Source organism: Rhizobacter sp. AJA081-3 (genome assembly GCF_017795745.1).
Taxonomy (GTDB): domain Bacteria; phylum Pseudomonadota; class Gammaproteobacteria; order Burkholderiales; family Burkholderiaceae_C; genus Piscinibacter.
In genome coordinates this window covers 1,337,131-1,352,643 of record NZ_CP059067.1, presented here as the reverse complement: position 1 = coordinate 1,352,643, position 15,513 = coordinate 1,337,131, and the positions used below count along the sequence as shown (strand labels likewise).

Annotated in this window: 4 protein-coding genes; 3 read left to right on the top strand and 1 reads right to left on the bottom strand. The window is 70.9% G+C overall.

Annotation, left to right across the window (positions count from 1 at the left end; all coding sequences use genetic code 11):
- Positions 1-151 precede the first annotated feature (151 nt).
- From HZ992_RS06510 to HZ992_RS06500, 3 genes are read left to right on the top strand one after another with little or no spacing between them, the layout of a single operon-like run.
- Complete coding sequence (locus HZ992_RS06510; protein WP_209385858.1) at positions 152-7,309, top strand: polyketide synthase; 7,158 nt, start codon at positions 152-154, stop codon at positions 7,307-7,309.
- Positions 7,306-13,788, top strand: a complete 6,483-nt coding sequence (locus tag HZ992_RS06505; RefSeq protein ID WP_209385857.1) for a non-ribosomal peptide synthetase — start codon at positions 7,306-7,308, stop codon at positions 13,786-13,788. Before HZ992_RS06510 ends, HZ992_RS06505 begins: the two co-directional genes overlap by 4 nt.
- A gap of 3 nt (positions 13,789-13,791) precedes the next feature.
- On the top strand, positions 13,792-14,493 hold the full coding sequence (locus HZ992_RS06500) for a 4'-phosphopantetheinyl transferase family protein (protein WP_209385856.1): 702 nt from the start codon (positions 13,792-13,794) through the stop codon (positions 14,491-14,493).
- A gap of 16 nt (positions 14,494-14,509) precedes the next feature.
- Here HZ992_RS06500 and HZ992_RS06495 read toward each other — a convergent pair whose 3' ends face one another.
- Positions 14,510-15,424, bottom strand: a complete 915-nt coding sequence (locus tag HZ992_RS06495; RefSeq protein WP_209385855.1) for a LysR family transcriptional regulator — start codon at positions 15,422-15,424, stop codon at positions 14,510-14,512.
- Between the last annotated feature and the right edge of the window lie 89 nt (positions 15,425-15,513).

Below are 15,513 nucleotides of genomic sequence, written 5' to 3'. Positions count from 1 at the left end.
ATAATGACCCTCACCCTCAGAAGGTCGGGCCACCGGCACCGGCTCACAGGTCGTGCGGGTTTCGCACCCTCGTCCAGAAACCCGTTTGCGAGCGCAACGCACCGCTGCGCGGTCCTCCTGGACGAACAGGACCTTCACTGGCGAATCCCGCATGCAGACGAAGCCACTCTCCCCCGTGGAGCTCGACGCGCCTTCGCTGACCGTGGCCGACCTTTTCGTGCCACCGCAGCCGGCCCGCGACGACGCCCCCCGCGATCAGGTGGCTGTTGCGCTGGAACCTCGCTTGGTGGCGCAGATGAACGAGACGTCTCGCCAGGCCGGCTGGATGCCGGAATCCATGGCCGCCGCTGCCTGGCACCTGGTCTCGGGCCGCTGGCTCGGGACGCATCCGTCCACGGCCGATGCGACGCTGGACGCGACGCAGTGGATCGCCCACATCGACGCGCAGCGCCGCCAGCTCCCCGACGATGCGACCGACACGCTGATCGAGATCCGGCGGGTCACGCCCGATGGTGCAGAGTTCCAGCTCGACTTCGATGCCCGACGGCTCGACCGCGCGCAGGCCGAGGCCGTGCTCGCCTGCGTCGTGCATGTGGCACGCCAGTTCGCCGAGCGGCCGCAGGCACGCCTGGCCGAGATCGACAACTTGCCGGCCGACGAGCAGCAGCGCCAGTTCGTCGACTGGAACCCGCCGCTGCAGCCGCGCGAAACCGCACTCACGGTGCATGGCCTGTTCGCCCGGGTGGTGCAAGGGCACGGCGACGCCACCGCGCTGCAGCTCGGCGCGCAGCGGCTGAGCTATCACGCGCTCGATGCCGCTTCGACGCGCCTGGGGGCGCAGCTCCAAGCTGCCGGCGTGCAGGCCGGCGAGCGCGTCGGCGTGGCGCTCGAGCGCTCGATCGACGGCATCGTCGCCCTGCTCGGCATCCTGAAGGTCGGCGCAGCCTACGTGCCGCTGGACACGCACCATCCCGCCGAGCGGCTGGCCTTCACGGTCGCAGATGCCGACGTGCGCGTGGCGATCGGGTCGAGCGCGCAGCGCGCGCTGCTGCCCGCGGGCCTGTCGGTGCTGGCGATCGAAGACCTGCAGTCGGGTCCGGCAGAGACACTGCGCCCTGCGCAGGCCGACGGCGACAGCGTCGCTTACGTGATGTACACATCCGGCTCGACCGGCACGCCCAAGGGCATCGAGATCCGGCACCGCTCGATACTGCGCCTGGTCGTCGACGCGCGCTACGTCGACCTGCCGGGCCGGGCCATGCTGCACGCCGCGCCGCTGGGCTTCGACGCGTCGACTCTGGAAGTCTGGGGCCCGTTGCTCAACGGCGGCCGCTGCGTGCTGCACGACGAGGCCCTGCCCACCGCCGCCGGCCTCGCGCGCAGCATCCGCGACGGCGAGGTGACGACCGCCTGGCTGACCGCCGCACTGTTCAACGCCGTGGTCGACGACGATCCTTCGCACCTGGCCGGCCTGCGCCAGCTGCTCATCGGCGGCGAGGCACTGTCGGTCGCACACGTGCGTCGCGCCTTGCAGGCCCTGCCCGGCCTCACGCTGATCAACGGCTACGGCCCGACCGAGTGCACGACCTTCACGACCACCTGCACGATCCCGCACGACCTGCCCGCGGACGCGCGCTCGGTGCCGATCGGCAGGCCGATCAACGACACGCTGGCCTATGTGCTGAGCCCGAGCCTGCAGCCGCTGCCTGCCGGACTGGTCGGCGAGCTGTTCGTCGGCGGGCCGGGTCTCGCCCGGGGCTACCTCAAGCGCGAAGCGCTGACCGCCGAGCGATTCGTGCCCGATCCCTTCGGTGCCGCGGGCGATCGCCTCTACCGCACCGGCGACCGTGTGCGCTTCCTGCTTGACGGCCGCATCGAGTTCGTCGGCCGCGCCGACGCACAGGTCAAGATCCGCGGTTTCCGCATCGAGCTGGGCGAGATCGAAGCCGCGCTGGCCACCCACCCGCAGGTGAAGTCCTGTGCCGTGGCCGCACCTGCCGAGAACGGCAATGCGGCCCGGCTCGTCGGCTACATCGTGCCGGCCGGCAGCGCGCCGACGGCCGCCGATCTGCGCACCCACCTCGGTGCGCGCCTGCCCGAATTCATGGTGCCCAACACCTGGGTGTGGCTGGACGCGCTGCCGATCACGCTGAATGGAAAGCTGGACCGGCGTGCCCTGCCCGCCGCCCCTGCCGGCCGCCCGGACCTGGGCACGCCCTTCGAGGCTCCGGAAGGCGCGATCGAGCAGGCGATCTGCGCCGCTTTCGGCGCGGTGCTGAAGATCGACACAGTCGGCCGCGACGACAACTTCTTCGAGCTCGGCGGCAACTCGCTGCTCGTGCTGAAGGTGCTCGCTGCGCTCAAGCGCAACGGCACGGGCGCGCTGTCGACCACCGCGTTCCTGCGCCTGCCCACGCCGGCCGCGCTGGCCCGCGAAATCGCCGGAACGGGTGGCGACGCGTCCGGTGAAGCACGCCGCGTTGCACGCCGCGTCGACCCGTCCCGCGTGGACGAGCCGATCGCCATCATCGGCATGGCCGGCCGCTTCCCCGGCGCGGCCGACGTCGAGCAGTTCTGGGACAACCTGTGCCACGGCCGCGACAGCATCCGCCACTTCAGCGTCGAGGAGCTCGACCCCAGCTTGCCCGCCGCGCTGACGTCCGATCCGCTCTACGTGAAGGCGCGCGGCGTCGTCGATGGCGTGGAACTGTTCGACGCCGCCTTCTTCGGCATCCCGCCGCGCGAAGCCGAGCTGATGGACCCGCAGCAGCGCGTCTTCCTCGAGCTGTGCTGGCACGCGCTGGAGCACGCCGGCCACGCACCCGATGGCAGCAGCGTGCCGGTCGGTGTGTTCGCCGGCATGCACAACGCCACCTACTTCCAACGGCACCTGTCGTCCCATCCGCAGCGCGTGGAGGCCTTCGGCGAGTTCCAGGCCATGCTGGCCAACGAGAAGGACTACATCGCCACGCGCGTCGCCAACCGGCTCGACCTGACCGGCCCGGCGGTCAGCATGAACACCGCCTGTTCGACTTCGCTGGTGGCCATCGCGCAGGCGGTGCTCAGCCTGCGCGCCGGCCAGTGCGGCATGGCGCTGGCCGGTGGCAGCTCCATTCACTGCCCGCCGAAGAGCGGCTACCTGCACCAGGAAGGCTCGATCCTGTCGCCCGATGCGCGCACGCGCAGTTTCGACGCGCAGGCCGCCGGCACGGTGTTCAGCGACGGCTCCGCCGTCGTGGTGCTCAAACGGCTGAGCGATGCGCAGGCCGACGGCGACACCGTCTACGCGTTGATCCGCGGCGTCGCCGTCAACAACGACGGCCGCGACAAGGCCAGCTTCACCGCGGTGAGTTCGGTCGGCCAGGCCGCCGTGATCGCCGCCGCGCAGCAGGACGCCGGCATCGACGCGCGCAGCGTCTCCTATGTCGAGACGCATGGCACCGCCACACCGATGGGCGACCCGATCGAGATCGAGGGCCTGACCCGCGCCTTCCGCCGCAGCACCGCCGACACCGGCTTCTGCCGCGTCGGCTCGCTGAAGAGCAACGTCGGCCACATGGTCATCGCCGCCGGTGCTGCCGGCGTCATCAAGACCGCGCTGTCGCTGGCGCGCGAACAGATGCCGCCGAGCATCCACCACGACACGCCGCATCCGTCGATCGACTTCGCGTCCAGCCCCTTCTTCGTCAACACCAGCCTGACGGCCTGGCCGCGGGGCCACGCGCCGCGCCGCGCCGGCGTCAGCGCCTTCGGCATCGGCGGCACCAACGCGCACGTGGTGATGGAAGAAGCGCCGCTGCCGGTGCCGCTGCCGCGCGGCCACGGGCCTGAACTTCTGCAGTTGTCGGCGCGCACTCGCGGCGCGCTGGACACGATGGCGGTACAACTCGCCGCCCATCTCGAAGCGAATCCGCAGCTCGACCTCGCTGATGTGGCGCACACGCTGCGCGCCGGCCGCAGCCGCTTTGCCGAGCGCCTGGTCGTTCGCGCCGAATCCATCGCCGAGGCCGTGGCCGCACTGCGCGGCGCCGATGGGGCACAGCGTGTCACGGGCAAGTCGCTCGGCTCCAGCCCGGCGCTGGTATGGATGTTCACTGGCCAGGGCTCGCAGTACGCCGGCATGGGCCGCCAGCTGCACGCGCAGGACACCGCCTTCCGCGAGGCCTTCGACGCCTGCGCCGCCGCGCTGCAGCCCTGGCTGGGCTTTGACATCCGCTCGCGCATGTTCGATGGCGAGGACGATTTGTCGCACACCGGTACCACCCAGCCGGCGCTGTTCTGCCTTGAATATGCGCTCGCGCAGGCCTGGCTGGCGCGCGGCGCGCAGCCGGCGGCGTTGCTCGGCCACAGCATCGGCGAGTTCGCCGCGGCAGTGGTCGCCGGCGTGATGTCGCTGGCCGACGCAGCCCGGCTGGTCGCGCGCCGCGGCGCGCTGATGCAGGCGCTGCCCGCAGGCCGCATGCTGTCGGTGCGGCTCGGGGCCGAGGCACTGGCGCCGCTGCTGCCACCGCAGATCTCGCTGGCCGCCGAGAACGGCCCGAACGCCTGCGTGCTGGCCGGCCCGGCCGAGGCCATCGACGCCTGCGCTGCGTCGTTCGAAGCGCAAGGCCTCGCGGTGCGCGTGCTGCACACATCTCACGCCTTCCATTCGGCGCAGATGGGGCCAGCGGTCGAGCCCTTCGAGCGCGAGGTGCGCCAGGCGCGCCTGAACGCACCGGCGATTCCGATCGTCTCCACCATGACCGGCACCTGGCTGACCGACGCGCAGGCCCGCGACCCGCAGTACTGGGCCCGCCAGCTGCGCGAGCCGGTGCGTTTCGCGCCGGCGCTGCGCACGGCGAAGGAACGCCATCCGGGCATCTTCATCGAGCTCGGCCCGCGCGGCGCCCTCACTGCGCTGGCCCGCCAGCAGAGCATCGCCGCCGTGCCCAGCCTGGGCGAATCGCCCGAGGCCGAACTCACCCGCTTCGCGCTCGCCCAGGGCGAGCTGTGGACGCTGGGCCGCGAGCTGCCCTTCGCCGCATCGTCCGCCACACGGCGCCGGCGCGTGCCTCTGCCCGGCTATGCCTTCGAGCGCAAGCGCCACTGGCTCGACGCCACCCCCGTTTCGATTCCTGTTGCTCCCGCAGCCACTGCCACCATGACTTCAAACACCTCTGCCCCGGCTTCCAATCCCGTTGCTGCACCTTCGGCCTCGCGCCGACCGCAGCTCGTGACGCGCCTGCGAACGGTGTTCGAGGACGTTGCCGGCGTCGACCTCGCACAGGCCGACACGTCGATGGACTTCCTGCAGCTCGGACTGGACTCGCTCACGCTGACGCAAGCGGCGCTGCAGGTGAAGCGCCAGTTCGGCGTGGCGGTCACCTTCCGCCAGCTGATGGAGAAGCTGCGCAGCCTCGACGCGCTGGCGCAGTACCTCGACGAGACGCTTCCCGCCGAAGCGGCTCCGGCCGTGGCCCCCTTGGACGCGCAACCAGTGGCCGCGCAAGCCGCCGCGGCGATGCCGGCGATGGCCGCCGCTCCGGTCTTCCAGTCGATGGCGATGCAGCCGGTGAATGCGTCGAGCCCGATGCTCCAGCAACTGATCCAGCAGCAGATGCAGCTGATGTCGCAACAGCTCGCGCTGCTGGGCGCTGCCGGCGCAGCGCCGATGGCTGCGCTGCCGGCCCCGACCGCAGCACCCACGGCTGCGGCAACGGTGCAAGTCGCTGCCCCCGCCCCCGCCGCCGAATCTGCCACCGCGGCCGACGAGCCGGCCAAGCCGATCACCTACGACGTCAAGAAGGCCTTCGGCGCCATCGCCCGCATCCACACCCAGCCGGGCAGCATCACCGACCGGCAGCGCGCCCGGCTCGATGCCTTCATGCGCCGCTACATCGAGCGCACCGCCAAGAGCAAGGCCTACACCGTCGAGCACCGGCCACACCTTGCCGACCCGCGCGTCGTCAACGGCTTCCGCCCGACGATCAAGGAGATCGTCTACCAGCTCGTCATCGAACGCAGCAAGGGCTCGCGCATGTGGGACCTGGACGGCAACGAGTACGTCGACGTACTCAACGGCTTTGGCATGAACCTGTTCGGCTGGCAGCCCGACTTCATCAACGACGCGGTGCGCAAGCAGCTCGATGATGGCTACGACATCGGCCCGCAGCATCCGCTGGCCGGCGAAGTTGCAAAGCTGATCTGCGAGTTCACCGGCTTCGATCGCGCGGGCCTCTGCAATACCGGTTCCGAGGCGGTGATGGCGGCCATCCGCATGGCGCGCACCGTCACGGGCCGCAACACGGTGGTGCTGTTCACCGGCTCCTATCACGGCACCTTCGACGAAGTGCTGGTGCGCGCCGGCCGCGGCGGCAAAGGCATCCCGGCGGCGCCGGGCATCATGCCGGGCGTGTTCGGCGACGTGCGCGTGCTCGAGTACGGCACGCCCGAGGCGCTGGAGTTCATACGCAGCAACGCCGACGACCTCGCCGCCGTGCTGGTCGAGGTGGTGCAGAGCCGCCGCCCCGACTTCCGCCCGGTCGCCTTCCTCAAGGAACTGCGCGAGATCACCACAAAGGCCGGCAGCTGCCTGATCTTCGACGAGGTCATCACCGGCTTCCGCTCGCACCCGGGCGGCGTGCAGGCGCTGTTCGACATCCGCGCCGACCTGGCCTGCTACGGCAAGGTGGTGGGCGGCGGCTTCCCGATCGGCGTGGTGGCCGGCAAACGCGAGTTCATGGACGCGCTGGACGGCGGCGCCTGGCAGTTCGGCGACGACTCGGTGCCCACCGTGGGCGTGACCTACTTCGCCGGCACCTTCGTGCGGCATCCGCTGGCGCTGGCCGCGGCCAAGGCCTCGCTGCTGCACCTCAAGCAGGCGGGCCCTGCGCTGCAGTCCGGTCTGAACGACCTGACCGGCGCCTTCGCGGACGAGCTCAACGCCTATTGCCGCGAGGTCGGCGCGCCGCTGGAGATCCGCCACTTTGCGTCGCTGTGGCGCGTCAGCTGGCTCGAGGACCACCCGCTGCAGGACCTGCTGTTCGCGATGATGCGCAGCCGCGGTGTGCACATCCTCGACAACTTCCCCTGCTTCATGACCACGGCGCACAGCGCGGCCGACATCGCCGTCATCAAGTCGGCCTTCCGCGAGTCCATCGCCGAGCTGCAGCAGGCCGAGTTCCTGCCGCGCCGCGCCGACATGCCGGCTGCCGTCGATGCGTCGAAGCCGCCGGTGCCGGGCGCGCGACTGGGCCGCGGCCCGGACGGCAAGCCGCAATGGTTCGTGCCGCATCCGCAGCAACCCGGCAAGTTCGTGGCGGTGTCATGAACGATCGATGCAGCCCCTTGATCAGCAGCATGCAGGATGACCCGAGCTTGAGCGGCAACGACGACGACTTCGACCCCTTTGCCGGCGGAGAGATCCAGCGCGTCGTTCCGACGACCGAGGCGCAGCGCGAGATCTGGCACGCCGACCAGCTCGGCACCGAAGCCTCGCTCGCCTACAACGAATCGGCCTCGCTGCGCATGACGGGGCCTGTCGATGCCCAGGCACTGCAGGCCGCGCTGCTCGCTCTGTGCGAGCGGCACGAGGCGCTGCGCAGCACGATCGGCCCCGAGGGCACCGAACTGGTCATCAGCGCCGAGCCACGGCTGGCGCTGGAGCGGCTCGACCTGCGTGACCTGGGCGCCGACGCGGCCGCCAAGCGGCTCGCCGGCGCGCGACGCCTCGCGGTCGAGACGCCCTTCGACCTGGGCAACGGCCCGCTGGTGCGCGCGGCGCTGGCCTCGACCAGCGACACGTCGCACGAGCTGATCCTCACCGCGCACCACATCGTCTGCGACGGCTGGTCGCTCGGCGTGATGTCGCACGACCTGATGCGCCTGTACCGCGCGCAGCGCAGCGGCCAGGGCGCGGCGATGGCGCCGGCCTACCCGTTCGGCGACCATGCGCTCGCGCTGGCCACCCCCGAGGCGCAGGCGGAACGTGAGCGCGACGAGCGCTACTGGATCGGCGTGCACGACGGCGGCGGCATGCCGCTGGAGCTGCCGTGCGACCGGCCAAGGCCGGCCTACCGCAGCTTCGCATCTCGGCGTGAAGACGTCGTCATCGACGCCGTGCTGTCGCAGGCCGCACGCAAGCTGGCTGCACGCCACGGCAGCAGTCTGTTCAGCACCTTGTTCGGCCTGTTCGGCGCGCTCGTCGGCCGCCTGAGTGGCAGTTCGGATGTGGTCGTCGGCGTTCCCGCGGCCGGTCAAGCCGCCGCCGGTCACGACGATCTGGTCGGGCACTGCCTGAACCTGCTCCCGGTGCGTCTGTCGTTCGACATCGACCACGGTGCAAAGACGCTCCTGGAGACCTCGCGCACGGCCACGCTGGACGCCTACGACCACCAGCAATGCACGCTCGGCGGCCTGCTGCAGAAGCTGCAACTGCCACGCGATCCGAGCCGTCTGCCGCTGGTGTCGGTGCTGTTCAACCTCGATACCGCCATCGCCGAAAGCGAGCTGTCGGACGAATCGATGCGTGTCTCGGTGCGCGGCAATCCACGCAGCTTCGAGAACTTCGAGCTGTTCCTCAACGTCAGCCAGATCGACGACACGCTGGTGCTCGAGTGCCAGTACAACACCGATCTCTTCGATACCGCCACGGTGCAGCGCTGGCTGGGGCTGTATGTCGCCGCCCTGCGGCGACTGGCCGCGGACGATGCGTGCACGCTGGCCGATGCCTTGGCCCCGACAGATGCCGAACGAGGCTTGCTGGCCCGCTTCAACGCGAGTGCCGCTGACCATGACCGCATCCAGGCCGTCGACGACCTGATTGCCGCGCAGGCGAGCACCACGCCCGACGCAGTGGCCGTGGTCAGCGGGGACCGCTCCATGCGCTACGGCGAATTGCTGGCGCGCGCCGATGCAATGGCGCAGGCGCTGCAGGCTCGCGGTGTCGGCCCCGGCGAACTCGTGGGCATCTCCTGCTCGCGTAACGAGCACATGCTCGTCGCAATGCTCGGCGTGCTGCGCTGCGGCGCGGGCTACGTGCCGCTGGACCCGTCGTTCCCGGCCGATCGGCTGGCCTTCATGGCCAGCGACGCGAAACTGCGCATCGTCGCCACCGATGCCGGCGTCGACGGCCCCTGGCGCTTCGCCGATGCCGAGCCGCTGCCAGTGGACACGCTGGCACCGCTGCAGGGCTTCCAGGGCCCTGCGCGAAGCGTGGACGACGTCGCCTATGTGATCTATACCTCCGGATCGACGGGTCGTCCGAAGGGTGTGCTGGTGCCGCATCGTTCGGTCGTCAACTTCCTGCACAGCATGAAGCGGCAGCCAGGGCTGACGGCCGCGGACCGCCTCGTCGCCGTCACGACGCTGTCGTTCGACATCGCAGTTCTGGAACTCTTGCTGCCTCTCTCAGTCGGCGCCACGGTGGTGCTCGCCAGTCGCGACGAGGTGGGCGACGGTCAGGCGCTGCGCAGCCTGGTCGAAAACAGCGGCGCCACGGTGATGCAGGCCACGCCGTCGAGCTGGCGGCTGCTGATCGACGCCGGCTGGCAAGGCGGCGGCTCGTTCAAGGCCCTGGTCGGCGGCGAGCCGTTGCCGACCGATCTGGCCCAACAGCTGCTGGCCCGCACCAGCGAACTCTGGAACATGTACGGCCCCACCGAGACCACCGTGTGGTCGAGCTGCTGGCGGGTCCACGATCCGGACTCCGGCATTCCCATCGGTGCGCCGATCGCCAACACGCGCTTCGACGTGGTCGACGACAAGCTGCGCCTGCTGCCGGTGGGCGCCATCGGTGAACTGGTCATTGCCGGCGAAGGTGTCACGCTGGGCTACCACGAACGACCCGATCTGAACGCGGATCGCTTCGTGGCCGACCCCCTTGGAGCCCTTGGCGCCACGCGCTATCGCACCGGCGACCTGGGCCGCTGGCGCAACGACGGGTTGCTGGAATGCCTGGGCCGCATCGACCACCAGATCAAACTGCGCGGCTACCGCATCGAGCTCGGCGACATCGAATCCAATCTCGTTTCGCACCCGAAGGTGCAGAGAGCACTGGCGGTGACACGGGAGATGCGCCCCGGCGATGTGCGCATCGTCGCCTACGTGGTACCCCAGGGCACCGCAGCCGAGGCCGCCGAACTTCGCCAGCACCTGTCCACCCTGCTGCCGGAATACATGATTCCGCAGCACTTCGTTGCGCTCGACACGATTCCGCTGCTGCCCAACGGCAAGATCGATCGCCGCGCCCTGCCTGCGCCAGTGCTGGCCGCCTCCGAAGCGGCGCGCCGCACGACACCCCGTACGCCGACCGAACAGATTGTCGCTTCGGCGATGGAGACTGTTCTGGCCCTGCCCGGCCTCGGCGACGACGACAACTTCTTCCAGCTCGGCGGGCACTCGCTGCTTGCCACGCAGCTGGCCAACGCACTGGGCCGCAGCACCGGCGCGCGTGTGCCCCTGCGCGCGATCTTCGAGGCGCCGACGGTGACGCAGCTGGCCGCCTGGCTGGATGCGCGCTCGGTGGCTGCCGCGCCGGCCACTCCCGCGCCGGCGACACCGGCCGCCGCCCCGCCGCGCGCGCAAGCCGACCGCGCGCCACTGTCGCTGATGCAGCAGCGCCTGTGGTTCCTCGAGCAGCTCGAGCCCGGCCGCGTCACCTACAACACGCCGTCGGCGCACCGGCTGACCGGCCCGCTCGACGTCGCGGCCCTGGAGCGCGCCCTCAACGAGATGGTGCGCCGCCAGCCCATCCTGCGCACCGCGCTGGTGGCCGATGCCGACGGCGAGCCGATGCAGCGCATCGCGCCCGAGCTCGTGCTCTCGCTCGGCCCGGTCGAGGACCTCTCCAATCTGCCCGCCGCCGAGCGCGAGGCCGAACTGCTCGAGCGCATGAAGGCGCGGGTGGCCGTGCCCATCGACATCGGCACCGCGCCGATGTTCCGCCACGGTCTGTACCGGCTCGGCCCGCAGGAGCACGTGCTGTTCTTCATGCCGCACCATGCAATTTGGGACGGCTGGTCGTTCGACCTGTTCTACGAGGAGATGGCGGCGATCTACGGCGCCTACGTGGCAGGCAAACCCCACTCGCTGCCGCCGCTGCCGATCACCTATGCCGACTTCGCCGCCGGCCAGCAGCAGTGGCTGCAAAGCGAAGAATTGCGCGAGCAGGTGCAGCACTGGAAGCAGCGCCTGTCCGACCTGCCCGAGCCGCTGGCCCTGCCCACCGACCGCAGCCGCCCCGCGCGCGCATCCGGCGAGGGCAGCACGCAGTGGCTGAACTGCTCGAAGGAGCTGGTCGACGCCGCGAGGCAGTTCGGCCGCAGTTCCGACGCGACGCTGTTCATGACGCTGCTGGCGGCCTATGCGCTGCTGCTCAGCCGCTTGAGCGGCCAGCACGACATCGTCATCGGCACGCCGGTGCGGGGGCGCAACGACAGCGCGCTCGAGAAGGTGATGGGCTTCTTCGTGAACGCGCTACCGCTGCGTCTGACCGTGCGGCCCGAAGGCAGCTTCCGCGAGTTGGTGAACCATGTTCGCGGCGCCGTGCTCGACGCCTTCGGCGCGCCGGACGTTCCCTTCGAGCACCTGGTGCGCGAGCTGCGGGTGGCCCGCGACGAGAGTCGCTCGCCGATCTACCAGGCCTTCTTCTCCTTCCAGGACGCTCGCCAGCGCCTGCGCCAGTGGGGCAGCCTGCAGCAGGAGCAGGTGCTGCTGTTCCAGCCCGGCTCAGCGGAGGACCTGGGCCTGTGGTTCCTCGAGCACGAGGGCGGCCTGACCGGCGGCCTGACCTTCAACACCGACATCTTCACCGACGCCACCGCGCAGCGGCTGGTCGAGCGCTTCTCCGGCGTGCTGGGCGCCGCGCTGCAGGCGCCGGATGCGCGCGTCGACCAGATCGACGTGGCCACGCCGGCCGAGCGGGACGCCATCGCCGCCTGGAGCGAGGGCCGCGCCATGGCCTTGCCGCCTGTCACCGTGGTCGACCTGGTCGCCGCGCAGATGCAGCGCACGCCGCAGCACGAGGCCGTCGTCTCCAGCGAAGAGACGCTCGACTACGCCGAGCTCGACCGGCGCGCCAACCGGCTCGCCCGGCTGCTGCGCTCGCGCGGTATCGGTCGTGGATCCCTGGTCGGCCTGTGCCTGGAGCGTTCGCCGGCGATGCTGGTCGCGCAGCACGCCATCATGCGGGCCGGCGCAGCCTACGTGCCGCTCGATCCGGCCTACCCCGGCGAGCGGCTGCAGTACATGGCCACCGACGCGAAATTGGCGATGCTGGTGGCCGACTCCTCGACCATCCAGGCCATCGACTGGCCGCGCCAGAGCGCGGTGCTGCTCGACATCGACGTCGCGGCGATCGACCGCCAAAGCGACGAAGCTCTCCAGGCCGATGCCGAACACGACGCCCGCCCCGAGGATCCGGCCTACGTGATCTACACCTCCGGCTCCACCGGCCGGCCCAAGGGCGTGGTGCTGCCGCACCGAGCCGTCGTCAACTTCCTGCTCAGCATGCAGGCCGAGCCGGGCCTGACGGCGGCCGACCGCATCGTCGCAGTGACCACGCTGTCGTTCGACATCGCCGTGCTCGAACTGCTGCTGCCGCTGACAGTCGGCGCCACGGTGGTGCTGGCCAGCCGCGACGACGTGAGCGACGGCCGCGCGCTGCGTGCGCTCGTCGAGAGCAGCGCGGCCACCGTCATGCAGGCCACGCCTTCGACCTGGCACATGCTGATCGACGCCGGCTGGGAAGGCGGCGCGCATTTCAGCGCCTTGGTCGGCGGCGAGGCGCTGCCCCTGGACCTGGCCATGCAGCTGATGCAACGGAGCGGCGCGCTGTGGAACATGTACGGCCCGACCGAGACCACGGTGTGGTCGAGTTGCTGGCGCGTGCAGTCGCCGGAGCACGGCATCAGCATCGGTACGCCGATCGCCAACACCACGCTGCGCGTGCTCGATGCACGCGGCGCACCCTGCCCGACCGGCGTGGCCGGCGAGATCTTCATCGGTGGCTCGGGCCTGGCCAGCGGCTACCTGGACCGCCCCGAGCTCACGGCCGAACGCTTCATCGCCGATCCGCTGAACCCCGGCGCCGGCCTGTACCGCACGGGCGACCAGGGCCGCTGGCGGGCCGAGGGTCTGCTGGAGCACCTGGGCCGGCTGGACTCGCAGGTCAAGCTGCGCGGCCACCGCATCGAAATCGGCGAGATCGAGGCGCAGCTCGCCGCGCACCCGGCGGTGGCGCGTGTCGTCGCGGCAGTGCGCGAGGTGCAACCGGGCGATGCGCGCCTGGTCGCCTACATCGTGGCCCGCGGCACGCTGCCAGCGGCGGCCGAGTTGCGCGAGCATCTGCGCACCCAGCTTCCTGAGTACATGCTGCCGCAGCACTACGTCGCGATCGACGCGGTGCCGCTGCTACCCAACGGCAAGGTGGCGACGCAGGCGTTGCCGGGCATCGACGGTGCAGCCGACGACGGTCGACGCAGCGCCTTCACGGCGCCGGCCACGCCGGCCGAGATCACCATCGCCGATATCTGGCAGAAACTGCTCGGCGTGGAGCGCGTAGGCGTGGCCGACAACTTCTTCGACCTCGGCGGGCATTCGCTGCTGGCGATGCGCGCGGTCGTCGAGATCGAGAAGCGGCTCGGCCTGCGGCTGGGCGTGCGCCGGCTGATCTTCGAGACGCTGGCGCAGGTCGCGGCGCAGCCTGACGCGGTGGCTTCGGCCGCGGCCGCTGCTGCGGCCACGCCCGACGGCACGGCGGCAGCCGGCTCCGGCTGGCTCGGCCGCATCGTCAAGGGCCTGCGCGGCTGAGGCATGACGGGTGCCGCCGCGCCGGCGGGCGCCACGGACTTGAGTTCGCTGGCCGGCTGGCCCGACGTGCGACTGTGGCTGCTCGACCTGACCGTGGAGCCTTCGGCCGAGCAGCTCGGCGGGCTGTCGGCCGACGAGCAGGCACGCGCCGCGCGCTTCGCGTTCGAACGCGATCGCCGGCGCTATCGAGCCGCGCACGTGCAGCTGCGCTCGCTGCTCGCCCAGGCCACCCGCAACCCGCCGGCCTCGTTGCGCTTCAGCGAATCGCGGCACGGGAAGCCGCGGCTGGAAGGCGCGATACCGCTGGCCTTCAACCTCAGCCACAGCGGCGATGTCGGTGCGCTCGCGCTGGCAGCCCTGGGCGAGATCGGCGTGGACGTCGAACTGCTGCACCGCGTAGACGACCTCGACGCGCTGGCCCAGCGCTGCTTCACCCCGGCCGAGCTGAGCGAGTTCGATCGCTGCGGCCAGGACGAGACGGCGCGCGACACCCTGTTCCTGCACGGCTGGACGCGCAAGGAAGCCTGCTTGAAGGTGGTGGGCAGCGGCCTGTCGCTGGAGCCCGCGAGCTTCGAGGCCGGTTTGGCGCCGGGCCCGCGCGACGTGCGCCTGCGCTGGGACGGCCGCGATTTCCACCTGGCCGTGCGCTCCTTCCGGCACGGCGACACCATCGGCGCGATCGCTGTGCCGCGTGCACCGCGCTGAGCCGCGATCGCGGCGCTCAGCAGCGCTCGCGCACGAAGGCCACGAAACGCAGCGCCGCCGGCGGCGCGTCGGGCCGCCACAGCAGGCTCGTCTCGCAGCGCGGTGCCCCGTCGGCCAGGGCCGCTGGCAGGCCTCGATAGACCACGCCCGGCCGCTGCAGCAGGCGCATCGACTCCGGCACCAGCGCAAGCCCGAGGCCGGCCGACACCAGGTTGACGATGGTCTGCATCTGGATGGCCTCCTGCGCGATCACCGGCGTCGCGCCATGGCGGTGATAAAAGGCCAGCACCGCGTCGTACAGGGAGGGTGCGATGGCGCGCGGGAAGATCACCAGCGGCTCGCCCAGCAGTTGCGCCGCGCTCGGCCGCTTCGGCGCCGACTCGGGCAGCACCAGGAGCATCGGCTCGATGCCCAGCGACAGCCGCTGCAACGGCGGCGGCGGCGCGATGCCCGGCGCATGCAGCACGAAGCCCGCATCGAGCTCGCGCTGCGAGAAGGCTTCGAACTGCACGTCGCCGGTGGCCTCGCGCAGCTCCATCGCGATGCCCGGGTGCGCCTCGCGAAAGGCGCGCAGCCACGCCGGCAGCGGCCCGAATCCGACGGTCGAGACGAAGCCGAGCCGGATGCGGCCGACCTCGCCGCCGGCAGCGTCGCGCGCGCGCACACCCAGCGCGGCGGCCTGCTGCAACAGTTGCCGGACCGGCTCCACCAGCGCGGCGCCGGTCGGCGTCAGCACGACGCTGCGCCGCGTTCGTTCGAACAAGGCCGTGCCCAGCCGCCGCTCGAGCTGCTGGATCGCCTGCGTCAGCGGCGGCTGCGTCATTTGCAGCCGCTGCGCGGCGCGGCCGAAGTGCAGCGACTCGGCCACGGCGAGGAATTGCCGCCACAGGCGCAACTCGATCTCTGGCGCAGGGCTGTCGGCATCTCTCATATGCACAGCATATCAATACCGTACTTCAGATCGATTGGACGCACAGCTGCGCCGGCCCGATACTTCGGCTCCCTGCCGAAGGAGTGTGT